Source organism: Pigmentiphaga soli, assembly GCF_039541095.1.
In the GTDB taxonomy this organism is placed as follows: domain Bacteria; phylum Pseudomonadota; class Gammaproteobacteria; order Burkholderiales; family Burkholderiaceae_B; genus Pigmentiphaga; species Pigmentiphaga soli.
Genome location: NZ_BAABFO010000020.1, coordinates 22,671 through 48,879, shown reverse-complemented (window position 1 = coordinate 48,879; position 26,209 = coordinate 22,671). Strand labels below are relative to the sequence as shown.

26 protein-coding genes and 2 pseudogenes are annotated in these 26,209 nt (G+C 69.9%); 7 read left to right on the top strand and 21 right to left on the bottom strand.

Going from position 1 to position 26,209, the window contains the following annotated elements; all coding sequences use genetic code 11:
* Positions 1-25: 25 nt before the first annotated feature.
* The gene (gene uraH / locus ABD927_RS18285) at positions 26-379 is read right to left on the bottom strand and encodes a hydroxyisourate hydrolase (protein ID WP_345251285.1); all 354 of its coding nucleotides are present in this window, start codon (positions 377-379) and stop codon (positions 26-28) included.
* A gap of 90 nt (positions 380-469) precedes the next feature.
* Here uraH and puuE point away from each other — a divergent pair.
* Positions 470-1,405: pseudogene (puuE, locus tag ABD927_RS18280) on the top strand (allantoinase PuuE); the annotation flags it as partial.
* 86 nt (positions 1,406-1,491) lie between these two features.
* On the top strand, positions 1,492-3,339 hold the full coding sequence (gene uraD, locus ABD927_RS18275; protein ID WP_345251284.1) for a 2-oxo-4-hydroxy-4-carboxy-5-ureidoimidazoline decarboxylase: 1,848 nt from the start codon (positions 1,492-1,494) through the stop codon (positions 3,337-3,339).
* A gap of 37 nt (positions 3,340-3,376) precedes the next feature.
* Here uraD and ABD927_RS18270 read toward each other — a convergent pair whose 3' ends face one another.
* Complete coding sequence (locus tag ABD927_RS18270) at positions 3,377-4,141, bottom strand: class II glutamine amidotransferase (protein WP_345251283.1); 765 nt, start codon at positions 4,139-4,141, stop codon at positions 3,377-3,379.
* Between the two features lie 242 nt (positions 4,142-4,383).
* Between ABD927_RS18270 and ABD927_RS18265 the strand changes: the two genes are divergently transcribed.
* The 4 genes from ABD927_RS18265 (at position 4,384) to ABD927_RS18250 (ending at position 8,033) form a co-directional block, all read left to right on the top strand.
* Entirely contained in the window at positions 4,384-5,439 is a 1,056-nt protein-coding gene (locus ABD927_RS18265) for an ABC transporter substrate-binding protein (RefSeq protein WP_345251282.1), read from the top strand.
* 7 nt (positions 5,440-5,446) lie between these two features.
* Positions 5,447-6,241, top strand: coding sequence for an ABC transporter ATP-binding protein (locus ABD927_RS18260; protein WP_345251281.1), 795 nt, complete (start codon positions 5,447-5,449; stop codon positions 6,239-6,241).
* Positions 6,242-6,253: 12 nt separating this feature from the next.
* The gene (locus ABD927_RS18255) at positions 6,254-7,015 is read left to right on the top strand and encodes an ABC transporter permease (protein ID WP_345251280.1); all 762 of its coding nucleotides are present in this window, start codon (positions 6,254-6,256) and stop codon (positions 7,013-7,015) included.
* A gap of 115 nt (positions 7,016-7,130) precedes the next feature.
* Positions 7,131-8,033, top strand: coding sequence for a LysR family transcriptional regulator (locus ABD927_RS18250; protein WP_345251279.1), 903 nt, complete (start codon positions 7,131-7,133; stop codon positions 8,031-8,033).
* A 60-nt stretch (positions 8,034-8,093) separates the two neighbouring features.
* Here ABD927_RS18250 and ABD927_RS18245 read toward each other — a convergent pair whose 3' ends face one another.
* The 12 genes from ABD927_RS18245 to ABD927_RS18190 all read right to left on the bottom strand — a co-directional run bounded on the left by ABD927_RS18245 (position 8,094) and on the right by ABD927_RS18190 (position 17,980).
* Positions 8,094-8,516, bottom strand: a complete 423-nt coding sequence (locus ABD927_RS18245) for a type II toxin-antitoxin system VapC family toxin (protein ID WP_345251278.1) — start codon at positions 8,514-8,516, stop codon at positions 8,094-8,096.
* Positions 8,516-8,761, bottom strand: a complete 246-nt coding sequence (locus tag ABD927_RS18240; protein ID WP_345251277.1) for an AbrB/MazE/SpoVT family DNA-binding domain-containing protein — start codon at positions 8,759-8,761, stop codon at positions 8,516-8,518. The genes ABD927_RS18245 and ABD927_RS18240 overlap by 1 nt, the downstream gene beginning before the upstream one ends.
* Positions 8,762-8,825: 64 nt before the next feature.
* Positions 8,826-9,605, bottom strand: a complete 780-nt coding sequence (locus ABD927_RS18235) for a sulfite exporter TauE/SafE family protein (RefSeq protein WP_425570302.1) — start codon at positions 9,603-9,605, stop codon at positions 8,826-8,828.
* The gene (locus tag ABD927_RS18230; protein WP_345251275.1) at positions 9,605-9,991 is read right to left on the bottom strand and encodes a hypothetical protein; all 387 of its coding nucleotides are present in this window, start codon (positions 9,989-9,991) and stop codon (positions 9,605-9,607) included. The genes ABD927_RS18235 and ABD927_RS18230 overlap by 1 nt, the downstream gene beginning before the upstream one ends.
* Entirely contained in the window at positions 9,988-10,209 is a 222-nt protein-coding gene (locus ABD927_RS18225) for a FixH family protein (RefSeq protein ID WP_345251274.1), read from the bottom strand. The genes ABD927_RS18230 and ABD927_RS18225 overlap by 4 nt, the downstream gene beginning before the upstream one ends.
* A gap of 32 nt (positions 10,210-10,241) precedes the next feature.
* The gene (gene ccoG, locus ABD927_RS18220) at positions 10,242-11,765 is read right to left on the bottom strand and encodes a cytochrome c oxidase accessory protein CcoG (RefSeq protein ID WP_345251273.1); all 1,524 of its coding nucleotides are present in this window, start codon (positions 11,763-11,765) and stop codon (positions 10,242-10,244) included.
* Positions 11,762-12,673: a cytochrome-c oxidase, cbb3-type subunit III gene (gene ccoP, locus ABD927_RS18215; protein WP_345251272.1), complete on the bottom strand. Its 912-nt coding sequence runs from the start codon at positions 12,671-12,673 to the stop codon at positions 11,762-11,764. Before ccoP ends, ccoG begins: the two co-directional genes overlap by 4 nt.
* Positions 12,670-12,840 (bottom strand): cbb3-type cytochrome oxidase subunit 3, encoded by a 171-nt coding sequence (locus tag ABD927_RS18210; protein ID WP_345251271.1) that lies wholly within the window; start codon positions 12,838-12,840, stop codon positions 12,670-12,672. The genes ccoP and ABD927_RS18210 overlap by 4 nt, the downstream gene beginning before the upstream one ends.
* Positions 12,841-12,987: 147 nt before the next feature.
* Positions 12,988-13,620 (bottom strand): cytochrome-c oxidase, cbb3-type subunit II, encoded by a 633-nt coding sequence (gene ccoO, locus ABD927_RS18205; protein WP_345251270.1) that lies wholly within the window; start codon positions 13,618-13,620, stop codon positions 12,988-12,990.
* A gap of 10 nt (positions 13,621-13,630) precedes the next feature.
* Positions 13,631-15,115: a cytochrome-c oxidase, cbb3-type subunit I gene (ccoN, locus tag ABD927_RS18200; RefSeq protein ID WP_345251269.1), complete on the bottom strand. Its 1,485-nt coding sequence runs from the start codon at positions 15,113-15,115 to the stop codon at positions 13,631-13,633.
* Between the two features lie 67 nt (positions 15,116-15,182).
* Entirely contained in the window at positions 15,183-15,323 is a 141-nt protein-coding gene (gene ccoS, locus ABD927_RS18195) for a cbb3-type cytochrome oxidase assembly protein CcoS (protein WP_345251268.1), read from the bottom strand.
* Complete coding sequence (locus tag ABD927_RS18190; protein WP_345251267.1) at positions 15,323-17,980, bottom strand: heavy metal translocating P-type ATPase; 2,658 nt, start codon at positions 17,978-17,980, stop codon at positions 15,323-15,325. Before ABD927_RS18190 ends, ccoS begins: the two co-directional genes overlap by 1 nt.
* A gap of 65 nt (positions 17,981-18,045) precedes the next feature.
* Here ABD927_RS18190 and atzF point away from each other — a divergent pair, with 65 nt between their 5' ends.
* Positions 18,046-19,671 (top strand): allophanate hydrolase, encoded by a 1,626-nt coding sequence (gene atzF, locus ABD927_RS18185; protein WP_345251266.1) that lies wholly within the window; start codon positions 18,046-18,048, stop codon positions 19,669-19,671.
* A 15-nt stretch (positions 19,672-19,686) separates the two neighbouring features.
* Here atzF and ABD927_RS18180 read toward each other — a convergent pair whose 3' ends face one another.
* From ABD927_RS18180 to urtA, 7 genes and pseudogenes are all read right to left on the bottom strand, one after another.
* Complete coding sequence (locus ABD927_RS18180; protein WP_345251265.1) at positions 19,687-19,995, bottom strand: hypothetical protein; 309 nt, start codon at positions 19,993-19,995, stop codon at positions 19,687-19,689.
* Positions 19,988-20,269, bottom strand: a complete 282-nt coding sequence (locus ABD927_RS18175) for a hypothetical protein (RefSeq protein WP_345251264.1) — start codon at positions 20,267-20,269, stop codon at positions 19,988-19,990. Before ABD927_RS18175 ends, ABD927_RS18180 begins: the two co-directional genes overlap by 8 nt.
* A gap of 133 nt (positions 20,270-20,402) precedes the next feature.
* Entirely contained in the window at positions 20,403-21,104 is a 702-nt protein-coding gene (gene urtE / locus ABD927_RS18170; protein WP_425570296.1) for an urea ABC transporter ATP-binding subunit UrtE, read from the bottom strand.
* Positions 21,101-21,901: pseudogene (urtD, locus tag ABD927_RS18165) on the bottom strand (urea ABC transporter ATP-binding protein UrtD); the annotation flags it as partial. The gene urtE and the pseudogene urtD, both read right to left, overlap by 4 nt.
* 59 nt (positions 21,902-21,960) lie before the next feature.
* Positions 21,961-23,106, bottom strand: a complete 1,146-nt coding sequence (gene urtC, locus ABD927_RS18160; protein ID WP_345251262.1) for an urea ABC transporter permease subunit UrtC — start codon at positions 23,104-23,106, stop codon at positions 21,961-21,963.
* A gap of 1 nt (position 23,107) precedes the next feature.
* Positions 23,108-24,703, bottom strand: a complete 1,596-nt coding sequence (urtB, locus tag ABD927_RS18155; protein WP_345251261.1) for an urea ABC transporter permease subunit UrtB — start codon at positions 24,701-24,703, stop codon at positions 23,108-23,110.
* A gap of 226 nt (positions 24,704-24,929) precedes the next feature.
* A complete protein-coding gene (urtA, locus tag ABD927_RS18150) occupies positions 24,930-26,189 on the bottom strand; it encodes an urea ABC transporter substrate-binding protein (RefSeq protein WP_345251260.1) in 1,260 nt (419 codons plus the stop codon).
* Positions 26,190-26,209: the final 20 nt, after the last annotated feature.

Below are 26,209 nucleotides of genomic sequence, written 5' to 3'. Positions count from 1 at the left end.
GTGGTCGCCAAAGGCCTCGCGGCCATCAGCTGCCGCGATAGGTCGTCCAGCTCCACGGGCTCACCAGCAGCGCCACATGGTAATGCGCCCCTGGCTCCGCCACGCCGAAATCGATCGCGATGCGGTCCACATAGCGCGGCTCGGGCAGCATCACGCCGCGGCGGGCAAAGTAGTCGCCGGCGGCGAACACGAGCCGGTAACAACCGGCCGACAAGGCATCGCCTTCCAGCACGGCGCCATCGACCCTGCCGTCGGCATTGGTGCGCAGGCTGCGCAGCGGCACGGCGCGGCCCGCCTCGATCCGTTCGAGTTCGATCTGCACCCCGGCGGCGGCGCAGCCATGGGCGATGTCCAGGACGTGTGTGGTGATCTTTCCCATGGCGGCTCCGGCGCGTTCTGCAACGACGAAAAGTGTATATAGTTTCACGTACCGCGGCACGCCAGCCGCGCGTCTTCAGCCTTGCCCGCCATGCCCGAAGCCAGCTCATCCTCCCTGCCCTCCTATCCCCGCGACATGATCGGCTACGGCCGCCGCCCGCCCTACGCGGCCTGGCCAGGCGATGCGCGCGTGGCCTTGCAGTTCGTGCTGAACTACGAAGAGGGCGCCGAGAACAACGTGCTGCACGGCGATCCGGGCTCCGAACAATTCCTGTCCGAGATCGTCGGCGCGGCGGCCTATCCCGACCGCCATCTCAGCATGGAATCGATCTACGAATACGGATCGCGCGTGGGCGTATGGCGCATCCTGCGCGAGTTCGAGCGGCGCGGGCTGCCGCTTACCGTATTCGGCTGTTCGATGGCGCTCGAACGCAATCCCGAGGCCACCGCCGCCTTCGTCGAACTGGGGCACGAGATCGCCTGCCACGGCTGGCGCTGGATCCACTACCAGAACGTGGCGCCGGAGGTCGAGGCCGAGCACCTGCGGCGCGGCACCGAGCTGCTGCGGCAACTGACCGGCGGCGCGTGGCCGCTGGGCTGGTACACCGGCCGCGACAGCCCCAACACGCGGCGGCTGGTGGTCGAGCATGGCGGCTACGAGTACGACGCCGATTACTACGGCGACGACCTGCCGTTCTGGGTCGAGGTCGACACGGCCGGCGGGAAGAAGCCGCACCTGGTGGTGCCCTATACGCTGGACGCCAACGACATGCGCTTCGCCACGCCGCAGGGCTTCAACACCGGCGACCATTTCTACCGCTACCTGCGCGACAGCTTCGACGTGCTGTACGCCGAAGGCGCCGACACGCCGCGCATGATGTCGATCGGCATGCACTGCCGGCTGCTGGGGCGGCCCGGCCGGCTGCGCGGGCTGCAGCGCTTCCTTGACCACGTGGAGCGGCACGCCGGCGTGTGGGTGTGCCGGCGCATCGACATCGCCCGGCACTGGCGCCGGCATCATCCGCATCCGGCGAAGGCCGCCGCCATGCCGAATGCCGTGCCGGCCCCGGCGCCGCGCGCCTCATCGCCCTCCGGCAGAGGAGCGGAACAGCCGTGACCGCGTCCGCTTCCCCCGCCCCGCTCACGCTGGAACGGCTCAACGCGTGCGGCGCCGCCGAATTCGCCGCGCTGCTCGACGGCCTGTACGAACACAGCCCCTGGGTCATGCAGCGCGCCGCCGCGTCCCGCCCCTTCCGTTCTGCCGCCGCGCTCAAGTACGCGTTGTGCCGCGCCGTGCGCGAAGCCGACCGCGACGAGCAGCTGGCGCTGATCCGCGCCCATCCCGAACTGGCCGGCAAGGCGGCGGTGGCGGGCCGGCTCACGGCTGCCTCCACCGGCGAGCAGGCACGGGCCGGCCTGACCCATTGCACGCCGGAGGAATTCGCGCTGATCGGCCAGCTGAACGCCGCCTACGCCGCGCGCTTCGGCTTTCCCTTCATCATCGCGGTGCGCGGCCCCACCGGCGCCGGCCTGACCCGGCACGAGATCATCGCCGCCATGCAGCGCCGGCTGGGCAATGCGCCCGACACCGAGTTCGCCGAGGCGCTGCGCCAGATCGACCGCATCGCCGAGATCCGGCTGGCCGACCGCCTGCCGCAGCCGCGCGGCTACGGCGAGCAGGCCATGGCCTGGGCCGAAGCGTTGGCCGCGCACTCCGACGCGCCGGGCGAGCTGACCTGCACCTACCTGACCCCGGCCCACCGCGCCGCCGCCACGCTCATCGCGCAATGGATGCGGGAATCGGGCTTCGACAGCGTGCGCCTCGACGCGGTCGGCAACGTGGTGGGCCGCTACCGCGCCGACCCGGCGGTGGCCGCGCCGCCGCTGGTGGCCACCGGCAGCCACTACGACACCGTGCGCAACGGCGGCCGCTACGACGGCCGGCTGGGCATCCTGCTGCCGGTGGCCGTGGTCGCCGCGCTGCATCGCGGCGGCCGCCGGCTGCCGTTCGACCTGGAAGTGGTGGCCTTCGCCGAGGAAGAAGGCGTGCGCTTCGGCAGCACCTTCCTCGGGTCGTCGGCCTACATCGGCCGCTTCGATCCGGCGCTGCTCGATGCGCGCGACGCCGGCGGCGTCTCGATGCGAGAGGCCATGGCCGCTGCCGGGCTGGATCCCGCGCAGGCCTGCGGCGCGGCCGCGGCCGGGCGGTTCCGTGCCGCTGCCGGCGACGACACGGTCACCGCCTCACACGCCGTGGCCGCAGGCCTGCGGCTGGAGCATTATTTCGAGATCCACATCGAGCAGGGTCCGGTCCTGCTGGAACGCGGCCTGCCGGTGGGCGTGGTCACTTCGATCGCCGGCAGCGTGCGGCGCATGCTGAGGCTGGAAGGCACGGCCGGCCACGCGGGCACCACGCCGATGGACATGCGGCGCGATGCCGCCTGCGCCGCGGCCGAGATCGTGCTGGCGGTCGAGCGGCGCTGCGCCCAGGCGCCGGCGCTGGTGGGCACCGTCGGCGTGCTCGACGTGCCGGGCGGTTCGGTCAACGTCGTGCCGGGCGCCTGCGTGCTGTCGCTGGACGTGCGCGCGGCCGAGGACGCGGTGCGCGACGCCGCGCTGGCGGACATCGAACGCGAGATCGACGTCATCTGCGCGCGGCGCGGCGTGGCCGTCCGCAGCGAAGAACTGCTGCGCGCGGCCGCCGCGCCATGCGCGCCGGCGCGCATGGCCCAATGGGCGCGCGCCATCGAGGCGACCGGCCTGCCGGCCTTCGAGCTGCCGTCGGGCGCGGGCCACGACGCGATGAAGCTGGCCGAGGCGGTTCCGGTCAGCATGCTGTTCGTCCGCTGCGGCAACGGCGGCATCAGCCACAACCCGCTCGAAACCATGACGGCCGACGACGCCCAGCTGGCGGGCGAGCTGATGCTGGCGTTCCTGGAAGACAACGCCGCCGGACGCTAGAGCCGGCTGCCCGCCCCACCATGGTGCCGCCGCTGCGTCACCGGATTGGTGCGCCGTCCACGAATACCTTCAACTCCCCCGGTTCGAAGGCATGCCACCGTTCGTCGGCCGTGAGCGGTTCGGTAACGATGACGGCCACCCGGTCGTCGGGCGTGGTGACCTGCGAGAAATCGACGCTGACCTCGTCGTCGGCCAGCCGGGCCGATGCGAACGGATGCTGCCGCACCAGGTAGTGCAGGCGGGTCGAGCAATAGGCATACAGCGCCGTGCCGTCGGACAGCATGTAGTTGAAGCTGCCGTGCGCGGCGATCGCGGCCGTCAGCGTTTCCAGCTCGGCGGCCAGCCGCGCCGGCGGCGGGCAGTCCGCAAAGCGTGCGGCCAGCGATTGCATGATCCAGCAGAAAGCCTGCTCGCTATCGGTCGAGCCCACCGGGCGGTACGGCCCGTCCAGCGCCGGCCGGTAGTCCTTCAGGTCGCCGTTGTGCGCGAAGACCCAGTAGCGGCCCCACAGCTCGCGCACGAAGGGATGGCAGTTTTCCAGCGCCACGGCGCCGACCGTAGCCTTGCGGATATGGGCCACGACGTTGGTGGACTTGATCGGGTAATGGCGGATCAGGTCGGCGATGGGCGAGGTCAGCGCCGCTTGGTGGTCGACGAAGTGCCGCACGCCGCGCCCTTCGAAAAAGGCGATGCCCCAGCCGTCGACGTGCTCGCCGGTGCGGCCGGCGCGCGTGGCGAAGCCGGTGAAGCTGAACACGATGTCGGTCGGCGTATTGCAGTTCATCCCGAGCAGCTGGCACATGGCGATTCCGGAAAGTGCGACACAGGCGCGGCGCGCGGCCCCGCTACGGAAAGTTTAAGTCAGGCTGAGATGGGCATGAATCCTGCTTTTTGCCTGTTGCGGGGAAGGACCGCACCGGACTGGTTCAGCGCCGAGCATCGAGCGCGGGCTGCGGTGCCGTCCGGCCCGCCGTTGTGCAGCACCCGTTCAATAACATGGCCGCCCGGTTATGCGACGGCGGCCTTCTTCGAGGACCGCTCGCCATGACCTTCTTCATCCGCCGCCCGGGCTGCCGCGCACTGCTCGCCGGCCTGGCCGTCGCATTCGCCGCCTGGGGCGCGCCCGCCGCCGCCCAGAACACGCGCATCCGGTTCCAACTCGACTGGCGCTTCGAAGGCCCGAGCGCGTTGTTCCTGACGGCGGCCAAGAAGGGATACTTCAGCGAGGAAAAACTGGACGTGACGATCGACGCCGGCAACGGTTCGGGCGGCGCGATCAACCGCGTGGCCTCGGGCGCCTACGAAATGGGCTTCGCCGACCTGGCCGCGCTGATGGAATTCCAGGGCAACAATCCCAACGCGCCCAGCATCCCGACCGGCGTCATGATGATGTACAACAACACGCCGGCCGCGGTGTTCTCGCTCAAGAAGTCCGGCATCAAGACGCCCAAGGACCTGGAAGGCAAGAAGCTGGGCGCGCCATCGTTCGACGCCGGCCGCCGCACCTTCCCGCTGTTCGCCGCGGCCACCAGGATCGACGAGAAAACCATCACCTGGATCAGCATGGATCCGGCGCTGCGCGAGACCATGCTGGCGCGCGGCGACCTCGACGCCATCACCGGCTTCTACTTCACCTCGCTGCTCAGCCTGAACGCGCGCGGCGTCAAGGACGCCGACATCGCGATCATGTCCTACCCCGCCTATGGTGTGAAGCTGTACGGCAACGCGATCATCGCCGACCGCAACTTCCTGAAGAGCCATCCGGAGGCCGTCAAGGGCTTCCTGCGGGCGGTGGCCAAGGCCACGCGCGACGTGATCGCCGATCCGGCCGCGGCGATCAAGACGGTCAAGGAACGCGACGGCATCATCGACGAAGCGCTGGAGCTCAAGCGCCTGAAGGTCGCGATCGCTACCTCGATCGACACCCCCGACGCGCGCGCCGAAGGCTTCGGCGACGTCAATCCGGCGCGCGTGGCGCTGATGGCGTCGCAGGTGGGCACGGTGTTCGCCACCAAGGTGCCCGTCGACCCCGACCTGGCGTTCGACCGCTCCTTCCTGCCGCCCAAGTCGGTGCTGTCGACGGTACTGCGCGGCAAGTAAGGCCGCCATGGATCCGTTCGTCGAGTTCCGGCACGTCTCGCTGGCCTATACCGACGCCCAGGCGCGGGCCGGCGAGTATGCGGTGGAAGACATCAGCCTGGCCATCGGCGCGGGCGAATTCGTCGCCATCGTCGGCCCATCGGGCTGCGGCAAGTCTACCTTCATGAAGCTGACCACCGGCCTGAAGGCGGCCACCCGCGGCTCGGTCAGGGTCGACGGCCAGCCGGTGACCGGACCGCTGAAGATCGCCGGCATGGCCTTCCAGGCGCCCAACCTGCTGCCGTGGCGGACCACCCTGGACAACATCCTGCTGCCGCTCGAGATCGTGCAGTCCTACCGGTCGTCGTTCCGCGCGCGGCGCGCCGAATACGCCGAGCGGGCGCGCCGGCTGCTGGCCTCGGTGGGCCTGTCGGGCTACGAGGACAAGTTTCCCTGGGAGCTGTCGGGCGGCATGCAGCAGCGGGCCTCGCTGTGCCGCGCGCTGATCCACGAGCCGCGCATGCTGATGCTGGACGAGCCCTTCGGCGCGCTCGACGCGTTCACGCGCGAGGAACTGTGGTGCGCGCTGCGCGACCTGTGGAGCGCGCAGCGCTTCAACGTGGTGCTGGTCACCCACGACCTGCGCGAGGCGGTGTTCCTGGCCGACACGGTGTACGTGATGAGCGCGCGGCCGGGCCGCATCCTGTCGCGCCGCGAGATCGGCCTGCCCCGTCCGCGCGGGCTGGAAATCACCTACACCGACGAATTCAACAGCCTGGTGCTGGAACTGCGCACGCAGATCGGCCACGTGCGCGCGCAGTAACCACGAGACCGCATGAACAAGACCGCCCAACGACTGGCCCCCGTCGCCCTGCTGGCCGCCGTCATCGCGCTGTGGGAAATCCTGTGCCGCGCGCTGAACGTATCGGAGTTCATCTTCCCCAGCCCGTCGCAGATCCTGCAGGCCACCATCGACTACGCGCCGGTCATCGCCGGCCACGCCTGGCGCACCTACTGGGTGACGATGGCCGGCTTCGGCATCTCGATCGTGGTGGGCGTGGCGCTGGGCGCGCTGATCGGCAGTTCGCGCGTGGCCTATGCCGCGGTCTATCCGCTGATGACCTCGTTCAACGCGCTGCCCAAGGCCGCCTTCGTGCCGGTGCTGGTGGTGTGGTTCGGCATCGGTGTCGGGCCGGCGGTGCTGACGGCCTTCCTGATCTCGTTCTTCCCCATCATGGTCAACATCGCCACCGGGCTGGCCACGCTCGAGCCCGAGCTGGAAGACGTGCTGCGCGTGCTGGGCGCGCGCCGGCTCGACGTGCTGCTCAAGATCGGCCTGCCGCGCTCGCTGCCGTACTTCTACGCCTCGCTGAAGGTGGCCATCACGCTGGCCTTCGTCGGCTCGACGGTGTCGGAGATGAACGCGGCCAACGAGGGCATCGGCTACCTGCTGGTGTCGGCCGGCTCGGCCATGAAGATGCCGCTGGCGTTTTCCGGGCTGATGGTGATCGGCGTCATGGCGATGGCGATGTACGAACTGTTCGCGCTGGTGGAGCGCCGGACCACCGCCTGGGCGCACCGCGGCGGGCAGCGCTGACGGCGGCCGGCGGACGGGCGGCGGTGGGTCGCGCGCCCGCCCTGGTTTATAGTCGCGAACTTGCCCCGTACATCGCGGCCGCCTGCATGATCGCGGCCGAAGTCGCCCGCCCTCCATGGACCGCTTCAAACAGATCGAAACCTTCGTCGCCGTGGTCACCCGCGGCAGCCTGTCGGCCGCCGCGCGCGCCGAGGGCGTCGCGCCCGCGGTGGTCGGCCGCCGCATCGACGCGCTGGAAGCGCGGCTGGGCGTCAAGCTGCTGGTGCGCACCACCCGGCACGTCTCCACCAGCGCCGAAGGCGCCGCCTTCTTCGACGAATGCCGGCGCATCCTGGAACACCTGGAAAGCGCCGAAGGCGCGGTGGCCGCCGGCGGCGAAGTGCCCAGCGGCCCGCTGCGCATCACCGCGCCGGCCGGCTTCGGCCGCCGCCACGTGGCGCCGCTGCTGCCCGGCCTGCTGGCCGCCTACCCCGGCCTGAGCGTCGCGCTCGACCTGAGCGACCGCGTGGTCGACCTGGTGCACGAAAACTTCGACTGCGCGATCCGCATCGGCGACCTGGTCGACTCCAGCCTGGTCAGCACCCGCCTGGCCGACAACCGCCGCATGGTGGTGGCCGCTCCCGCCTACCTGGCCCGGCGCGGCACGCCCGGCCATCCCGCCGACCTGGCCGCCCACGACTGCCTGTCGTTCGGCGCCGGCGGCAGCCAGTCGCGCGGCTGGCTGTTCCGGATCGACGGCAAGGTGGTGGCGCAGCGCGTGGCCGGCAGCCTGGAATGCAGCGACGGCGCGGTGCTGCATGCGTGGACCCTGGCCGGCTGCGGGCTGGCCTGGCGCTCCGGCTGGGAAGTGGAGGACGACCTGCGGGAAGGCCGGCTGGTCACCGTGCTGGACGACTTCGCCGCGCCGCCCAACGGCATCTACGCCGTATTCCCCCAGCGCAAGCACCTGCCGCTGCGGGTGCGGGTGTTCGTCGACCTGGTGCGGCGCACCTTCGGCGACCCGGGCTATCGCTGGTAGCGCGCCGCCCCGGCACCGCCGACGGGACGCCCGGGGGCAATGCGAAGCGATGCGCGTCGTTCAGAACGGTAGCGGCTTGATCCTCAAGAGCCTCGCGTTGCGGGCCAGCACCTCGTCCAGGGTGGCCATGCCCCTCGCCTTGGCATCGAGGGCGACCGCCAGATGCAGTGCGTCACCGGCGCGCAATCCCGATGCGGGATCCAGGGTCAGCACGGCGGCGCGGTGAAAGGTGGCCGGCTCCACCGGCAGGAGATGCAGATCGCCGGCGCACAGCCGCTCGAACATCCGCCAGGCGGCAAGACCTTGTTCGGCCGTGATTTGCGCGGTTCTCTGCTTGATGCCCAACGCCCTGGCGAACTCGGTCACGCACCAGGAGGCCGACGCCAGTTCCTCGCGCGCGGCGGCGTACCACCTGGCGACGACGTCGCTCTTTGGCTCGTTGACGCACAAGGCGACCAAGACGCTGGTGTCGACGTACAGCATCAATAACGCCCGCCGCGGCGCAACTCATCGATGACGGATTCCCCCATGGGCATGGCTTCTCTGGCCTGCTCCAGCTCGCGTGAGAATGCCTTTCGATTCCACCGGGCGGGACGAATCGCGATGCCGCCGTCGATCGTCATGCTCGCCTCGACGCGATCGCCTTCCTTCAAGCCGGTGCTGCGAACGTAGTCGGCGGGAATGCGCAACGCAAGGCTGTTGCCCCATTTCGCTATGAGCAGGTCCATGCCGGTTTGCCTCGTTGATATCCGTATTCGGATATACATTGTACCTCTTCGACACAGTCCCCGGCTAGGTCGTCCAGCTCAGGCAGAAGCCTTGCAAGCGCAGCGTTTCGGGCAGCAGGATCGCCATGTACACGGCCGCCATGCCGGCGGCGGTCACCGCCAGCGCGCCGGCGATGCGCCAGGCGGGCCGGCCGGCCAGGCGGCGCAGCAGGCCCAGCAGGCCCGACATCGCCACCAGGTTGGGCAGCGTGCCCAGGCCGAAGGCCAGCATGGTGGCGCCGCCGGCCAGGGCGTTGCCGGCCAGGAGCGCGAGCCCCAGCATGCCGATCGACATGCCGCAGGGCACCAGCCCCCAGGCCAGGCCGCCGGCGTAGCGGGTGGCCAGCGGATGGCGCATCAGCCGCACTTGCCAGCGGCGTTCTCCGCCCTGCCGCACCGTATCCAGCACGCGGCGCCAGCCGCGCGCCAGCCACACTTCGAGCAGCGTGAAGCGCCAGACCGGCGCCGAACCCGCGGCGCGCGCCAGCAGCGCCAGGCCGTACAAAGCCAGCATCGCGCCGCCGGCCAGGAACAGGCCGCGCTGCAAAGGCAGCCACGACTGGCGCCACGCCACCGAGCCCAGGCCGCCGGCGATCGCGCCGGCGATGGCATAGGTGGAGATCCGGCCGGCGTGCAGCACCAGCGTCTCGGCCCACAGGCGGGCCGGCGACACCCGGCGCAGCAGCGCCACGCGCGCCGACTGGCGCTGCCCGACCGCCATCACGATGCCGCCGCACATGGCCATGCAATGGGCGCCGCCCAGCAAGCCGACCAGGAAGGCGCCCGACAGCACGGTCCACGAGATCATCGCAGCGCCTCCGGGCCGGGCAGCAGGGCGTAGGTCATCGCGCTGGAAGCGGCCGTGATCGTCCACAGAGCGAAGAAAGCCATCGTGTAGAGCGCCTCGCGCGAGGCTTCGATGCGGCGGTCGAACACTGCCAGCGTGGCCGGATCGACGAATGCGAACAGGCACAGGAAGGCCGTGGCGCTGCACAGGAAAGAAGGCCACGCGATGGCCATCCACGGCCGCCAGCGGCTCGCGCCGCCCGGCCCGGCATCGTCCGCGCCGGCGCCGTCCCAGGCCGGAGGCGGGCCGGCCTGTTCGCCGCCGCGGCCCACCAGCAGGCTGCCCAGCTCCGCGGCGCGCCGATTGCCCGGCCGGCCCGCCGGCGCACAGCCGCGCGGGTTCATGGCCCCACCCTGCCGCGCACCTCCGCCGGCCGCGGCGCCGCCACCTTATCCACCACCAGCCCGCGCCGGCTGACCTCGTGCACGATGGGCGGATCGTCATGCGTGACGGCCAGATAGATCGTCACCACGCAACCCGCCATCGCCACCGCCGGCCCCGCCATCAACAGCCACGGCCACGGCTCGCGCCACCACGGATTCGTTGCCTGCACTTGATTCATGACGCCTCCTTGCCTCCTCTAAAGGACCGGTTTCATTCAGGAATGATGAAACTCGACTTCTCGGCTAGCCGTTTTTCTTGGCCGCCCGCCTGCGCCTGCAATTCGAAATGGATCGTATGCGTCCCGGCCTCGGCCGCGCCCACCGGCACCGCCAGCCGCACCGGCCACAGCCGGTTCGACGCCGGCGCCAGTTCGATCACCGCCGGCGCGCCGGGCTGCAGATCGCCGATGCGCAGCGCCTCGATTCCGTCGGCGCGCACCGTGACCGTCATCGGCCGCTCGGTCGAATTCATCAGCTGCAGGCTGTAGACGTTCTCGATCAGCCCGCCCTCCACCTCGCGCGCCAGCACCGAGCGGTCGCGGATCACGTCGACCCGCAGCGGCGAGCGCGTCGCCAGCATGCCCGCGAACACGGCGATCAGCGCCAGCCACAGCCCGGCATAGGCCAGCACGCGGGGCCGCAGCGTGCGCCGCCGCACCTGCCGCGCCGAAAGCCCGTCGCGGATGCCGCGTTCCGAGGTGTAGCGGATCAGCCCGCGCGCATAGCCCATCTTGTCCATCACCTGGTCGCAGCCGTCGATGCAGGCGGCGCAGCCGATGCATTCGTACTGCAGCCCGTCGCGGATGTCGATGCCGGTGGGACAGACCTGCACGCAGATGCTGCAGCCCACGCAATCGCCCAGCCCCTGGGCGCGCGGGTCCACCTTGCGCGAGCGGCCGCCGCGCGGCTCGCCGCGCTTCCAGTCGTAGGTGACGACATAGGTGTCGCTGTCGACCATCACGCTCTGGAAGCGCGCATAGGGGCACATGTACTTGCAGACCTGCTCGCGCATGAAGCCCGCGTTGCCCCAGGTGGCGAAGCTGTAGAACGCCAGCCAGAACCATTGCCACGGGCCCAGCGAGCCGGCCAGCACGCCGGCGCCCAGCCCGCGGATCGGGCTGAAGTAGCCGATGAAGGTAAACCCGGTCCAGGCGCCGATGGCCAGCCACAGCCCATGCTTGAGCGCCTTGGCGTGCAGCTTGCGCAGGCTCCACGGCGCGGCGTCGAGCCGCAGGCGCGCGGAACGGTCGCCCTCGACCAGGCGCTCCACCCACATGAAGATCTCGGTATAGACCGTCTGCGGACAGGCATAGCCGCAGAACAGCCGGCCCGCCACCGCGGTGAACAGGAACAGCCCGAGCGCGCTCGCCACCAGCAGCAGCGTCAGGTAGATGACGTCCTGCGGCCACAGCACCATGCCGAACAGATAGAACTTGCGCGCGCCCAGGTCGAACAGCACCGCCTGCCGGCCGTTCCACTGCAGCCAGGGCAGGCCGTAGAACAGCAGCTGGGTGGCGGCCACCATCGCGATCCGCCAGTTGGCGAAATGCCCGCTGACCGAACGCGCCTGGATCTTGCGCCGCACTTCGTACAGCGTCTGCTCGATCGGCTCGCCGGCCTGCGCGCCGGCCTTCTGCGCGCCGGCCACGTGTCCGCCGGCGCCGGACGCGGCCGCGCCCTGCCCGCCGGCGGCGCGCGCCAGGCGGCGCGACTCGGCCCCGCTCGACGCGTTCATTGCGGCTCCGGCTTGGTCAGGCCCCACACATAGGCGGCCAGCAGCCGGATCTGATCGGGCGTCAGCAAGTGCTCGTGCGCCGGCATCTGATTGTCGCGCCCCTTGGTGATGGTCTCGACGATGGTGCTGCGCGCGCTGCCGTACAGCCATACGCGGTCGGTCAGGTTCGGCGCGCCGACGAACTTGTTGCCGGTGCCGTCGGCGCCGTGGCAGGCCACGCAATTGGCGCGGAACGCCGAACGCCCGCGTTCCTTGCGCAGCGGGTCGGCCGCAAGGCCCGACAGCGACAGCACGTAGTTCGACAGGTCGTCGATGGTCTCGCCGTCGAGCTGCCCGCCGAAGGGCGGCATCACGCCGTGCCGGCCCTGCGCGATGGTCTGCGCGATGGTGTCGGGTGCCGACCCGTACAGCCAGTCGCGGTCGGCCAGGTTGGGAAAGCCCTTGCTGCCGCGCGCGTCGGCGCCGTGGCATTGGGCACAGTTGTTCAGGAACAGCCGCTGGCCGATCTGGCGGCCCTGCGGGTCGTCGGCGATCTGCGGGATCGGCATCGTTTCGAAACGCGCGTACAGCGGCCGCAGCTGTTCGGCCACCTGGCGCTGCTGCGCGGCCAGCGACTGCTCTCCGCTGTAGCCCAGGAGGCCTTGGAAGAAGCCCAGCCCCGGATACAGCAACAGATAGCCCAGCGCGAACACGCAGGCCAGCAGATACATCCACATCCACCAGCGCGGCAGCGGATTGTTCAGTTCCCGCAGGTCGCCGTCCCACACGTGGCCGGTGTCGGTCACCGGCCCGGCGGCGGCCGCCTTCATCTTGCGCTGTCCGAGCAGCAGCCACACGCAGCAGGCAATGCCCACCAGCGCGATGGCGCCGATGTAATAGCCCCAGAAATCGGCCTGGAAGTCGTTCATGGACGCCCCCGCAGCTGCGCCGCCACGCGGTCCTCGTCGGGCAGGCCGAACGGCAGCAGGCTCGATTCGCGGTTGGCCCGGCGCCGGCCGGACGACCAGGCCCACGCGACGATGGCGATGAAGGTGAGGAACGAGACCGCCGTGGCGATCGAGATCAGCATGTCCATGTCATTCGTTTCCTTTCAGTTGCTCCACCGTGCTTCGCACGACCCACGCCGCACGAACCCGATGCCGCCGATCCAGGGCACTGGCGGATCCGGCTCCGCCGGTCCGCCAGTGCCGCCCCCTGGGGGCGCGCGAAGCGCGTAGGGGGGTCATTTCATTACAGCCATGCCGAGCCCCTGCAGATAGGCCACCAGCGCGTCCTCTTCCGTCTTGCCGGCCAGCTCGCCCGGGGCCGCCTCGATGTCGGCGTCGGTGTACGGCACGCCCAGCGTGCGCAGCGCGTGCATGCGGGCCCGGATGTCGCCGCGCTCGACCGGCGTCTCGCGCAGCCACGGATAGGCCGGCATGTTGGACTCGGGCACCACGTCGCGCGGGTTGTGCAGGTGGATGTGGTGCCAGGCGTCGCTGTAGCGGCCGCCCACGCGCGCCAGGTCGGGCCCGGTGCGCTTGGAGCCCCACAGGAAGGGACGGTCGTACACGCCCTCGCCGGCCATCGAGTAATGGCCGTAGCGCTGCACCTCGGCCTGCAGGGTGCGCACCTGCTGCGAATGGCAGCCCACGCAGCCCTCGCGGATGTAGATGTCGCGGCCGGCCAGCCGCAGCGCGGTATACGGCTCGACGCCGGCCACCGGCGCGGTGGTGGAATGCTGGAAGAACAGCGGCACGATCTCGATCAGCCCGGCGATGCTGACCACCGCGATAGTGGCGGCGATCAGCCAGCCGACGTTCTTTTCGATGGTCTCGTGCGAGAAGAAGGAAGCCTTGTGCGGTTGCGATGACATGATTTCCTCCTCAAGCCGCCAGCGCGGGCTGCGGCGCCGGTTCCGGCACCGGCGGCGGCGGTGGCGGCTCCGCCACCGGCGGGTCGAACGCCGCCTTGCCCTGCGCCGTCTTGAAGAAGTTCCATGCCATCAGCAGCATGCCCGACAGGAAGCACAGCCCGCCCAGCAGCCGCACCCCGTAGAACGGATAGGTGGCCTTGACGGTCTCGACGAAGGTGTAGGTGAGCGTGCCGTCGGGCTCGGTGGCGCGCCACATCAGCCCCTGCATCACGCCGGCCACCCACATCGCGGCGATGTACAGCACCACGCCCACGGTGGCGATCCAGAAGTGCAGCTCGATCAGGCGCTTGCTGTACATCTCCTTGGCGCCGAACAGGCGCGGGAACATGTAGTACATCGAGCCGATGGTGATCATCGCCACCCAGCCGAGCGCGCCCGAATGCACGTGGCCGATGGTCCAGTCGGTGTAGTGCGACAGCGCGTTGACCGTCTTGATCGACATCATCGAGCCTTCGAAGGTCGACATGCCGTAGAACGACAGCGCCGTCACCAGGAACTTCAGGATCGGGTCGGTGCGCAGCTTGTGCCAGGCGCCCGACAGCGTCATGATGCCGTTGATCATGCCGCCCCACGACGGCGCCAGCAGGATCAGCGAGAACACCATGCCCAGCGACTGCGCCCAGTCGGGCAAGGAGGTGTTCTGCAGGTGGTGCGGGCCGGCCCACATGTAGACGAAGTTCAGCGCCCAGAAGTGGACGATCGACAGCCGGTACGAATAGATGGGCCGTTCGGCCTGCTTGGGCACGAAGTAGTACATCATGCCCAGGAAGCTGGTGGTCAGGAAAAAGCCCACCGCATTGTGCCCGTACCACCACTGCACCATGGCGTCCTGCACGCCGGCGTAGGCCGAGTACGACTTCCACAGCGTGGCCGGCCATTCCATGTTGTTGACGATGTGCAGCAGCGCGATGGTCAGGATGTAGGCGCCGAAGAACCAGTTGGCCACGTAGATGTGGCGCGTGCGGCGGCGCATGATGGTGCCGAAGAACACGATCGCGTACACCACCCAGACCACGGTGATCAGCAGGTCGATCGGCCATTCCAGCTCGGCGTATTCCTTGCTGGAGGTGTAGCCCATCGGCAGCGTGATGGCGGCGGCCACGATCACCGCCTGCCAGCCCCAGAACGTGAACGCGGCCAGCGGCGCGGCGAACAGCCTGACCTGACAGGTGCGCTGCACCACGTAGTACGAGGTGGCGAACAGCGCGCTGCCGCCGAACGCGAAGATGACGGCGTTGGTGTGCAGCGGGCGCAGGCGGCCGTAGCTCAGCCACGGAATGTCGAAATTGAGCGCCGGCCAGATCAGCTGCGCGGCCAGCAGCGCGCCGACCGCCATGCCTACGATTCCCCACACCACCGTCATCACGGCGAACTGCCGCACGACGGTGTAATTGAAGCGCTCCGTTGGCGGCGCTCCGATTGCATAGGCGTCCATTCCCCACCCTTTGGCTTTATGACCGGGCCATGATGCCGGTCCGCCGCGGGGCCTTCATTGACGCAAGTCAATCATCGTCCATCAGTACCGAATGGGCGGCGCTGTCGAGGTCTTCGTACTGGCCGTCGTGGACGGCCCACCACAGCACCGCGACGATGGCGAATGCCAGCAAGAGGCTGAGCGGAATCAGCAGGTACAGGGTTTCCATCAGCGTCCGAGCCTCCATGCGTTGCCCACCACCAGCAGCGACGACAGCGACATGCCGATTGCCGACAGCCAGGGCGGCACCAGGCCGGCCGCGGCCAGCGGGACGGCGGTCAGGTTGTAGGCCAGCGCCCAGCCGAGGTTCTGCCGGATCACGGCGCGCGCGCGGCGCGCCGTATCGATCGCCTGCGCCACGCCGGCCACGCCGTCGGCCGCCAGGATGGCGTCGGCGCTGGCCCGCGCCAGCGCCGCGCCGCCGCCCACCGCCAGCGACACCTGGGCCTGCGCCAGCAGCGGCGCGTCGTTGATGCCGTCGCCCACCGCCAGCGCCACCGCGCCGGCCTGCTGCAGCGCCGCCGCGTAGCGCTTCTTGTCTTCCGGGCCGGCATTGCCGACCGCGTTGGCGATGCCCAGCCGCGTCGCCCAGTAGTGCACCGTGGCCGCATCGTCGCCGGACACCAGATGCACCTTCAGGCCGCGCGCCGCCAGGCCCGCCACGAGCGCCTCGGCCTCCGGACGCAGTGTGTCGCCCAGCACGAAGCGGGCGAGCGGGCCGTGTTCGTCGCCCAGCCAGACGCAGGTGTCGCCGGACTGGCTTTCGGCATCGGCGCCGGGATGGGAGCCGCCGGCGGCCAGGCGCGGGAAGCGGGTATCGAACGCGGCCTCCGCGCCGGCGGGCACCAGGGCGCGGACGAAGGCCCGGCTGCCCAGGCGCAAGGTGCACCCCGCGCGGCGCGCCTCCAGGCCGCAGCCGGGCAGATAGCGCGGCTCGCCGGCGGGGCCGACGCCATCGATGCCAAGTCCGCCGTCATGGTCACGCCCGATGGTAGCCGCACGCAGTCCGGTGGAATCGCCGGCCGTCCCGCACCCAGGCAAGGCCTGCGCGGCCGCGATCAGCGCGCGGGCGATCGGATGGCTGCTGGCGCCCTCCAGTTCGGCGGCCAGGCGCAGGCAGTCGGCGGCCGGCAGCGGGCCCAGCGCCTGCACCTGCCGCAGGGAGAACCGCCCCAGGGTGAGCGTGCCGGTCTTGTCGAGCACCACGTCGGTCACCTGGGCCAGCGTTTCGATCGCATGGCCGCGCACCACCAGCACGCCGCGGCGCGCCAGCGACGCGGTGGCGGCCGCCAGCGCCGCCGGCGTGGCCAGCGACAGCGCGCACGGGCAGCTGGCCACCAGCACCGCGATCGCCACCGGCAGCGCGCGGGCCGGCTCCAGCCACCACCACACGAGGCCGGCCGCCAGCGCCAGCGCCATCAGCGCCGCCACGAACACCGAGGCCACGCGGTCGGCCGCCTGCGCCAGCCGCGGCTTGTCTTCCAGCGCGCGGTCCAGCGCCTGCACGATGGCGGCCAGCCGGGTATCGGCCCCGGTGGCCGTCACCCGCATCCACAAGGCCGTGGCGCAGTTGTGGCTGCCGGCCATCAGCGCATCGCCGGCCTGCCGCACGGCCGGCCGGCTTTCGCCCGTCAACAGGGATTCGTCCAGCTCGGCGCCGCCTTCGAGCAGGACGCCGTCGGCCGGCACGGCCTCGCCCGGCAGCACGCGCACCACGTCGCCCGGCGCCAATTGCACGCGCGCCACCGTCCGCACTTCGCGCGCGGCGGGCCAGCCCTCGGCGCGTGCGCACACGGCCGGCAGCTGCATCGAGGCCGCCGGCACGCCGCGCCAGGCGTCGTGGCGGGCGGCCAGCTCCAGGTAGCGGGCGCCCAGCAGCAGCGCGACGAACATCGACACCGAATCGAAGTAGACCTCGCCATGGCCGGCGACGGTGGCCGCGGCGCTGGCGGCGAACGCGGCCAGCACGCCGATCGCCACCGGCAGGTCCATGCCCGGCCGCCGCAGCCGCAGGCTGCGCCAGGCGCCGGCGAAGATCGGCGCGGCGCTGTACAGCACCACCGGCAGCGTCAGCACCAGGCCGGCCCAGCGCAGCAGCGCCAGCTGGCCCGGATCGATCTCGGCCTCGTGCGCGTACACCGGCCACGCATACATCATGATCTGCATCATCGCCAGCATCGCCACCGCCATCCGCAGCAGCAGCCCGCGCCGCTCGCGCGCGGCGCCGCGCGCCTGGGCCGAGGGCTCGAACGGCACGGCGTGGTAGCCGATGCGCGCGAATTCGCCCAGCACGCGCGCCAGCGACGATGCGCCCGCCTGCCAGCGCACGCGGGCCCGCCCGGTGGCGTAGTTGATGCGGACCAGCGTCACGCCCGGCTGGCGCGACAGGTGCTGCTCGCACAGCCATACACAGGCGGCGCAGCGCAGGCCGTCCACCGCCAGCGTCGCCTCGCGCGTGTCGGCGTCGACCTCGCGCACGTATTGCGCCTGCACTGCCGGCAGGTCGTAGGCCTGCAGCTCGCCGTCGTCCGGCGCCGCCGCCGGCGGTCCGCCGCCTTCGGCGCGATGCCGGTAATAGCCGCCCAGCCCGCCGGCATGGATGGCATGGGCCACGGTTTCGCAGCCGGCGCAGCAGAAGCTGCGCAGCGTGCCGTCGAGCCTGGACTGCACGGGATGGCGCGGATCGAGCGGCTCGCCGCAGTGGTAGCAGCGCGCCGGCGGCGCGGCGGCCTGGGGCGCGGCGCCGGCCAGGGCCGGGGAGGAGATGAGCTGGGTCACGCCGGCAGTCTGCCCGGCCGCGCCCGGCGGCGCCTTGACGCACGTCAAACCGCTGTATGCTGCGGCTGGTACGTCGTTTGCTTGGTTCTTGCCATTCTTTGTCCGAGAGTCCCATGTCCGCCTGGATCCGCCAGTTCATTCCCCCGATTCAAATCCACAAGCAGGGTCCGCTGGCCAACCGCCGCGTGGCCGTCAAGGACAACATCGACGTCGCCGGCGAACCGACCACCTGCGCCTGCCCGGAATTCGCCTACACACCCCTGCAAAGCGCCGACGTGGTGCAGAAGCTGCTCGCTGCCGGTGCGTCCCTCGTTGGCAAGACCAACCTCGACCAGTTCGCCTGCGGCCTGAACGGCACGCGTTCGCCCTACGGCGCGGTGCCCAATGCGTTGCGCCCGGAATACGTGAGCGGCGGTTCCAGCAGCGGCTCGGCCTGGGCCGTGGCCACCGGCGCGGCGGACCTGGCGCTGGGCACCGACACGGCCGGCTCGGGCCGGGTGCCGGCCGGCTTCAACAACATCGTCGGCCTCAAGCCCTCGATCGGCCTGCTGAGCAACGCCGGCGTCTTCCCGGCCTCGCGCAGCTTCGACACCGCCAGCATCTTCGCCCGCACGGTGGCCGAGGCGGTCGACGCCCTGAACGTGATGGCGGCCGGCACCACGCTGCCGATCGACCTGCGCGCGATGCCCGAGGCATTCCGCTTCGGCGTGCCGGCCAGGCCCGAGTTCGACGGCGACGCGCTGTCGGAAGCGGCGTTCGCGCAGGCCGTCCGGCAGATGGAAGCGCTGGGCGGCACCGCGGTGCCGATCGACGACGCCCCGCTGGAAGAAGTGGCCCTGTGGCTGTACGAAAGCGCGCTGGTGGCCGAGCGCTACCAGGCGATCCAGTCCTTCTTCGACGCCCAGCCGGAAGCCGTGATCGAGCCGGTGCGCACCATCGTCGGTGGCGGCCGCGGCCATTCGGCGGCCGACGTGCTGACCATGCAGATCAGGCTGGAAGAAGCCCGCGCGCGGCTGGCGCCGACATGGCAGGACATCGACGTGCTGCTGGTGCCGACCGCCCCCACCCACCCGACCATCGACGCCATGCTGGCCGACCCGATCGGCCTGAACCGCCGCCTGGGCCGCTACACCAATTTCGTCAACCTGCTGCGCTGGGCGGCCCTGGCCGTGCCGGCGTCGATGCGGCCCGACGGCCTGCCGTTCGGCGTCACGCTGATCGGCCCGGGCGGCTCCGACTGGCGCCTGGCCCAGCTGGGCCAGCGCTTCCACCACGCCACCGGCCTGACGCTGGGCGCCACCGGCCAGCCGCTGCCGGCCCCGCGCCCGATCCTTCCCCCCATCGCCAACGGCATGCCGATCGCCGTGGTCGGCGCCCATCTGAGCGGCATGCCGCTGAACTGGCAACTGACCGAGTTGGGCGCGCAGAAGCTGGCCGAAACCACCACCGCGCCCATCTACCGCCTGTACGCGCTGCCGGGCACCGTCCCGCCCAAGCCCGGCATGGTCCGCGCCGAAGACGGCCGGGCCCTCGTGGTCGAAGTGTGGCAGGTGCCCATGGCCGGGGTCGGTACCTTCCTGCGCCAGATCCCCTCCCCGCTCGGGCTCGGCACCGTCACCCTGGCCGACGGCAGCCAGGTGCATGGCTTCATCTGCGAAGCGTGGGCGATAGAAGGAGCGCGCGACGTGACCGAATTCGGCGGATGGCGGAAGTACATCGCCAGCCTGAACAAGGGCTGAAGCTTACTTCTTGCCCTAGGTGGCGTCGTGGTCGGGCGGAATCGATAGCAGCCGGACGAACGCGCCATCGCGGTAGGCCACCGCCCGGCGGGCCTGCGTGATGCGCAGGCTATAGAGAGCGTCGATGCCTGCGGGGGGTTTGACGCTGGTAATTTTTTCCCAATGCAATCCCTTGTCGCGGTACACCTGAAGCCAGGTCAGCTGGCGCAGCTTGGCCAGCATGTCGAGCGCCGCATGGCGGTCGGCCTTGGGCAGGCCGAGCAGATCGCGCTGGAAAACGGGGTTGTTCAGATCCGGCCGGACCGGCTCGTCGCGCTCAGGCACGGCGATTTCGCAGGCGCTTCAGGGTGGCATCCGCCTGTTCGTCGCTGGGCGGGTGGGACTGCGCCCAGTCCATCGCCTCGCGCAGGCCGGAGGCGGCTGGCTCTTCATGCAGCCAGCGCTCATTGTCCGGAATCACCGTAGCCGTGCGTACCAACCATACGCCGGGTTCCTGCTCTTCGATCAGGACCTGGCGGCCGGCCAGGTGCTTGCCAAGGGAAATCTGCCCGTTGGCGCCGACCACTTTCACCACGGGGGCGGAAGCAGGCGTGGACATAGTGCGCTCCACCGAATCCTAAATTAGGAAGGCACCATAGCACGAAACATGCTGTAAGCCGGCGGCCGCCGCCAAGCCACCCGGTGCGCCGGCCGTTCGCAGCGCCGTCCCGGGGATGCCTTGCTGCCGACGCTCACACGGCGATCAGCCCTCGCACCCCGCGTTCGACCATCAGCGCCGACTCCCCGCCATCGACGATTTCCCCCCGGCTCATCACCCAGTAGAAGTCCGCCAGTTCTTCGGCAAATTCGTAATACTGCTCCACCAGCAGCACCGTCATGCCGGTTTCGTCGACCAGCCGCCGCAGCGTGCGGCCGATGTCCTTGATGACCGACGGCTGGATGCCTTCGGTCGGCTCGTCCAGGATCAAGAGCTGCGGCTCGCTCATCAACGCGCGGCCGATCGCGAGCTGTTGTTGCTGGCCGCCGGAAAGGTCGCCGCCGCGCCGGTGCTTCATGGTCCTGAGCACCGGGAACAGTTCGTAGATGCGGTCGGGCACGCCCTTCGGCGCCTTGCGGCTGGCCGCGCCCACCAGCAGGTTTTCTTCCACCGTGAGCCGGGCGAAGATGTCGCGCCCCTGCGGCACGTAGCCGAAGCCCCTGGCCACCCGTTCGTACGGCGGCAGCTTTTCCATCGCCTTGCCCCGCCACGCGATGCGGCCGCTCTTGATCGGCACCGTGCCCATCAGCGCCTTCAGCAGCGTGCTCTTGCCCACGCCGTTGCGGCCCAGCAGCACCGTCAGCTTGCCCGTCGGGGCGGTCAGCGACACGTCGCGCAGGATGTGGCTGCCGCCATAGTATTGATTGATGCCGGCGATCTCTAGCACGCTCGTCATCTCCCCAGATAGGATTCGATCACGGCCTCGTCGCTGCGGACCGCGGCCAGCGTGCCGTCGGCCAGCACGCGGCCTTCGGCCATCACCGTCACGCGGCCGGCGTCGCCGGCCAGGGCCGCGACGAATTCCATGTCGTGTTCCACCACCATCATCGAGCAGGTGCCGCGCAGCCGGTTCAGCAGCTCGGCCAGCTCCATCGTTTCCTGGTCGGTCATGCCGGCCACCGGCTCGTCCAGCAGCAGCAGCTGCGGCTGCTGCATCAGCAGCATGCCGATCTCCAGCCGCTGCTTCTGGCCGTGCGAGAGGTCGCCCGCCAGGCGGTAGGCTTCGGGCTCCAGGTGCAGCAGCGCCAGCACCTCTTCCACCTTGCGTTGCGCCTCGCGGTCCAGCCGGGCGCGCAGCGAGGCCCACCAGCCCTTGTCGGCCTTCATCGCCAGCTCCAGGTTTTCCCACACCGGGTGGCTGGTGAAGACGGTGGGCTTCTGGAACTTGCGGCCGACGCCGATGCGGGCGATGGACGGTTCGTCGAGTCGCGCCAGGTCGATGGTCTGGCCCAGGAAGACCTTGCCGGCGTCGGGCCGGGTCTTGCCGGTGATGACGTCCATCATGGTCGTCTTGCCGGCGCCGTTGGGGCCGATCACGCAGCGCAGCTCGCCCTCGTCGATCGACAGCGACAGGTTGTTGAGGGCCTTGAAGCCGTCGAAGCTGACGGTGACGTCTTCCAGGTACAGGATGGCGCCGTGCGAAACGTCGATCTCGCCGGGCCGAACCAGATGGCCCAGGCCTGTGGCGCTGCCGCCGGCGGTCTCGGGATCGAAGCCGTCGCCGGCCTTGCCGGGCAGGGGAATGGCGGTCGTCATCGTTTCTTGCTCCCGGCGAACAGCCCGACGATGCCGCGCGGCAGCAGCAGCGGGACCAGCACGAAGATGGCGCCCAGGAAGAACAGCCAGTATTCGGCGAAGCTGGTGGTGAAGAAGCTCTTGGCGCCGTTGACCGCGAAGGCGCCGATGATCGGCCCGATCAGCGTGCCGCGGCCGCCCACGGCCACCCAGATCGCCATCTCGATCGAGTTGACCGGCGACATTTCGCTCGGATTGATGATGCCCACCTGCGGCACGTACAGCGCGCCGGCGACCGCGCACAGCAGCGCCGACACCGTCCATACGAACAGCTTGTAGGCCAGCGGGCTGTAGCCCAGGAACATCAGCCGCGACTCGGCGTCCCGCACGCCGGTCACCACCCGCCCCAGCTTGGAGGTGACGATGGCGCGCGCGGCGATGAAGGCCAGCACCAGCACGCCGAAGGTGGCCAGGAACAGCACCGCGCGCGTTTCGGGCAGCGTGATGCCGTAGCCCAGGATGCGCTTGAAGTCGGTGAAGCCGTTGTTGCCGCCGAAGCCGGTCTCGTTGCGGTAGAACAGCAGCATCGCGGCGAAGGTCATGGCCTGCGTGATGATGGACAGGTACACGCCCTTGACCCGCGAACGGAAGGTGAAGAAGCCGAACACCCAGGCCAGCGCCGCCGGCACCACCAGCACCAGCAGCATCGCATAGGCGAAATGCTCGGTGCCGTGCCAGAACCACGGCAGCTCCTTCCAATCGAGGAACACCATGAAATCGGGCAGGTCGCTCTGGTAGTTGCCGTCGCGGCCGATGGCGCGCATCAGGTACATGCCCATGCCATAGCCACCCAGCGCGAAGAACAGGCCGTGGCCCAGGCTCAGGATGCCGCAGTAGCCCCACACCAGGTCCAGCGCCAGCGCGGCGATGGCATAGCACATCAGCTTGCCGACCAGGGTCATGCCGTAGGCCGACAGATGCAGCGGATGATCGGCCGGCAGCGACAGCGCGCACACCGGCACGGCCACCGCCACCACGATCACCAGCACGGCCAGCGCCAGCCAGGCGCGGCGGCTCAGCAGCGCCGGCCGTTCCGGCAGGCCCAGTTCGAAGGGCGCCGGCGCGGGCGAGCCGGGCGTTACGGCGAAAGCGGGAACCGCCATGTCATGCCTCCGCGCTGCGGCCTTTCAAGGCGAACAAGCCTTGGGGACGCTTCTGAATGAACAATACGATCAGGATCAGCACCGCGATCTTGGCCAGCACCGCGCCCCAGAACGGTTCGATCAGCTTGCTGAGCATGCCCAGCCCCATGGCGCCGATGACGGTGCCGGCCAGCTGCCCCACCCCGCCCAGCACCACCGCCATGAAGGAATCGATGATGTAGCTCTGCCCCAGGTCGGGCCCGACATTGCCGATCTGCGACAGCGCGCAGCCGCCCAGCCCGGCGATGCCGGCGCCGAAAGCGAAGGCGTAGCTGTCGACGCGGCCGGTCTTGACGCCGACACACGCCGCCATCGCCCGGTTCTGCGTGACCGCGCGCACGAACAGCCCGAGCCGGGTGCGGTTGAGCACCGTCCACGCGATGGCCACCACCACGAACGAGAAGGCCAGGATGATGAGGCGGTTGTACGGCAGGATCAGGTTGGGCATGATCGCGATGCCGCCGCTCATCCATCCCGGGTTGGCCACCTGCACGTTCTGCGCGCCGAACAACACCCGCACCGTCTGCATCAGCAGCAGGCTGATGCCGAAGGTGGTCAGCAGCGTTTCCAGCGGCCGCCCGTACAGATGCCGCAGCACCACCCGCTCCAGCACGAAGCCGGCGCAGGCCGCCGCGAAGAACCCGGCCGGCACCGACAGCAGCGGATACCACGCGAACAGCGCCGGCGCGTGCTGCTGCACCTGCTGCTGCACGACGTAGGTGGCATAGGCGCCGATCATCAGGAATTCGCCGTGCGCCATGTTGATGACGCCGATCAGGCCGTAGGTGATGGCCAGCCCGAGCGCGGCCAGCAGCAGCACGCTGCCCAGGCTGAGCCCGGCGAAAACGGTGCCGGCCAGTTCGCCGATCTGCTGCTGCCGGTCCAGCTCATCCAGCCCCGCCTGCGCCGCCGCCCGCACCTTGGCGTCGGTCTCGGACGCACCCGCCAACGGCTGCAGCAACGGCCGCATCTCCAGCCGCCCGCGCGCCGCCACCAGCTTGACCGCCTCCAGCCGCGCCGCCGGATCGGGATCGTGCAACGCGGTCATCGCCCACAGCGTTTCCAGCTTGTCCTTCACGGCGGGATCCGTCTCGCGCTGCCGTGCTGCATCCACCAGTGGCTTGAAGCCCGCATCCGGATTGCTTTGCAACAGCGTATCGACCGCCGCCGCCCGCGCGGCCGGGTCGGCCGCCTTCAAGCCCAGCGCCGCCTGCGCCCCTGCCACCACGCCGCGCAGCCGGTTGTTCAGCATGATCGGATTCGCCGACTCGACCACCGATGCCGGCCCCGGCGCGCCCGTGACCGAATCGGCCACCGCCTCGCCCTGCTGGATCCACACCCGCCCGTCGTCGCCGGCCAGCGCATCGCCGTCGGCCAACGCCTCCAGCAGCGCCTGCGCCCGCTCATCCCCCACCACGGCCAGCCGCTGGATCGCCGCCACCTTGGCATCGAAATCATCTTCCGCCAGCGGCTGCACGTCCTGCTGCGTCAACGCCATCGCGCCCACGTGCCAGCACAGCGCCAGGACGGCCCACCACCCCCGGGACCACCATCTCATATCAATACTCCACCCGAGCCGCACACAACGCACCTTACCCGGCCAGCACCAAGCCCAGCACACGCCCCAAGGCCGTGCGCCGAATCCCCAATGCTCCAAACCCGCACCGCCCCCATCCAGGACGCGGCGGATCCGGCTCCGCCGGTCCGCGCGCGTCGCCCCCTTGAGGGGGTGCGGCCGAAGGCCGCGCGGGGGTGGGCCTCCCTGAAGCCGGACGTAGTGGCCTTCAGGCCACTACGTCCGGCTTGCCTTTGTTGCCCTCGATGAAGGGACTCCACGGCTGCGCGCGGATCGGGCCCTTGGTGCGCCACACGACGTTGAACTGCCCGTCGGCCCGCACTTCGCCGATCATGACGGGCTTGTGCAGGTGGTGGTTGCCGTCCATCTCGAGCGTGAAGCCCGACGGCGCGGCGAATTTCTGGCCGATCATCGCCGTGCGCACCTTGTCGACGTCGGCGCTCTTGGCCTTCTCGACCGCCTGCTTCCACATGTGCAGGCCGACGTAGGTGGCTTCCATCGGGTCGTTGGTGACGCGGCCCGCGCCGCCGGGCAGCTTCTGCGACTTGACCCAGTCGGCCCACTGCTTCTTGAACTTGTCGTTGGTCGGGTTCTTGACCGACATGAAGTAGTTCCACGCGGCCAGGTGGCCCACCAGCGGCTTGGTGTCGATGCCGCGCAGTTCTTCCTCGCCCACCGAGAAAGCCACCACCGGCACGTCGGACGCCTTCAGGCCCTGGTTGCCCAGTTCCTTGTAGAACGGCACGTTGGAGTCGCCGTTGATGGTCGACACCACCGCCGTCTTGCCGCCCTGGGCGAACTTCTTGATGTTGGCCACGATGGTCTGGTAGTCGCTGTGGCTGAAGGGGGTGTAGACCTCTTCGATGTCGCTGTCCTGGATGCCCTTGGTGTGCAGGAAGGCGCGCAGGATCTTGTTGGTGGTGCGCGGGTAGACGTAGTCGGTGCCGAGCAGGAAGATGCGCTTGGCGCCGCCGCCTTCGCTGCTGAGCAGGTATTCCACCGCCGGGATGGCCTGCTGGTTGGGCGCGGCGCCGGTGTAGAACACGTTGCGCGACATTTCCTCGCCTTCGTACTGCACCGGGTAGAACAGCAGGCCGTTGAGTTCCTCGAACACGGGCAGCACCGATTTGCGCGACACCGAGGTCCAGCAGCCGAACACCGCGGCCACCTTGTCCTGGGTCAGCAGCTGGCGGGCGCGTTCGGCGAACAGCGGCCAGTCGGAAGCCGGATCGACCACCACCGGCTGGATCTTGCGGCCCATCACGCCGCCGCCGCGATTGATCTCGTCGATCGTCATCAGCGCGACGTCCTTGAGCGAGGTCTCGGAAATCGCCATGGTGCCGGACAAGGAATGCAGGATGCCGACCTTGATCGGCGCATTGCTCTGCGCCCACAGCGCCGAGGGCGCACTGCCCAGCGACAGGGCGCCTGCCATCGAACCCAGCTTCAGCATTTCGCGTCGATTCATTTTGATTCCTTCTGTTGAGG

What these genes read in the sequence shown, in the direction of transcription:
- uraH (WP_345251285.1), bottom strand. Translation starts at nt 379, where the DNA reads ATGGGAAAGATCACCACACACGTCCTGGACATCGCCCATGGCTGCGCC.
- ABD927_RS18270 (WP_345251283.1), bottom strand. Translation starts at nt 4,141, where the DNA reads ATGTGCCAGCTGCTCGGGATGAACTGCAATACGCCGACCGACATCGTG.
- ABD927_RS18265 (WP_345251282.1), top strand. Translation starts at nt 4,384, where the DNA reads ATGACCTTCTTCATCCGCCGCCCGGGCTGCCGCGCACTGCTCGCCGGC.
- ABD927_RS18260 (WP_345251281.1), top strand. Translation starts at nt 5,447, where the DNA reads ATGGATCCGTTCGTCGAGTTCCGGCACGTCTCGCTGGCCTATACCGAC.
- ABD927_RS18255 (WP_345251280.1), top strand. Translation starts at nt 6,254, where the DNA reads ATGAACAAGACCGCCCAACGACTGGCCCCCGTCGCCCTGCTGGCCGCC.
- ABD927_RS18250 (WP_345251279.1), top strand. Translation starts at nt 7,131, where the DNA reads ATGGACCGCTTCAAACAGATCGAAACCTTCGTCGCCGTGGTCACCCGC.
- ABD927_RS18245 (WP_345251278.1), bottom strand. Translation starts at nt 8,516, where the DNA reads ATGCTGTACGTCGACACCAGCGTCTTGGTCGCCTTGTGCGTCAACGAG.
- ABD927_RS18240 (WP_345251277.1), bottom strand. Translation starts at nt 8,761, where the DNA reads ATGGACCTGCTCATAGCGAAATGGGGCAACAGCCTTGCGTTGCGCATT.
- ABD927_RS18230 (WP_345251275.1), bottom strand. Translation starts at nt 9,991, where the DNA reads ATGAACCCGCGCGGCTGTGCGCCGGCGGGCCGGCCGGGCAATCGGCGC.
- ABD927_RS18225 (WP_345251274.1), bottom strand. Translation starts at nt 10,209, where the DNA reads ATGAATCAAGTGCAGGCAACGAATCCGTGGTGGCGCGAGCCGTGGCCG.
- ccoG (WP_345251273.1), bottom strand. Translation starts at nt 11,765, where the DNA reads ATGAACGCGTCGAGCGGGGCCGAGTCGCGCCGCCTGGCGCGCGCCGCC.
- ccoP (WP_345251272.1), bottom strand. Translation starts at nt 12,673, where the DNA reads ATGAACGACTTCCAGGCCGATTTCTGGGGCTATTACATCGGCGCCATC.
- ABD927_RS18210 (WP_345251271.1), bottom strand. Translation starts at nt 12,840, where the DNA reads ATGGACATGCTGATCTCGATCGCCACGGCGGTCTCGTTCCTCACCTTC.
- ccoO (WP_345251270.1), bottom strand. Translation starts at nt 13,620, where the DNA reads ATGTCATCGCAACCGCACAAGGCTTCCTTCTTCTCGCACGAGACCATC.
- ccoN (WP_345251269.1), bottom strand. Translation starts at nt 15,115, where the DNA reads ATGGACGCCTATGCAATCGGAGCGCCGCCAACGGAGCGCTTCAATTAC.
- ccoS (WP_345251268.1), bottom strand. Translation starts at nt 15,323, where the DNA reads ATGGAAACCCTGTACCTGCTGATTCCGCTCAGCCTCTTGCTGGCATTC.
- atzF (WP_345251266.1), top strand. Translation starts at nt 18,046, where the DNA reads ATGTCCGCCTGGATCCGCCAGTTCATTCCCCCGATTCAAATCCACAAG.
- ABD927_RS18175 (WP_345251264.1), bottom strand. Translation starts at nt 20,269, where the DNA reads ATGTCCACGCCTGCTTCCGCCCCCGTGGTGAAAGTGGTCGGCGCCAAC.
- urtE (WP_425570296.1), bottom strand. Translation starts at nt 21,104, where the DNA reads ATGACGAGCGTGCTAGAGATCGCCGGCATCAATCAATACTATGGCGGC.
- urtC (WP_345251262.1), bottom strand. Translation starts at nt 23,106, where the DNA reads ATGGCGGTTCCCGCTTTCGCCGTAACGCCCGGCTCGCCCGCGCCGGCG.
- urtB (WP_345251261.1), bottom strand. Translation starts at nt 24,703, where the DNA reads ATGAGATGGTGGTCCCGGGGGTGGTGGGCCGTCCTGGCGCTGTGCTGG.
- urtA (WP_345251260.1), bottom strand. Translation starts at nt 26,189, where the DNA reads ATGAATCGACGCGAAATGCTGAAGCTGGGTTCGATGGCAGGCGCCCTG.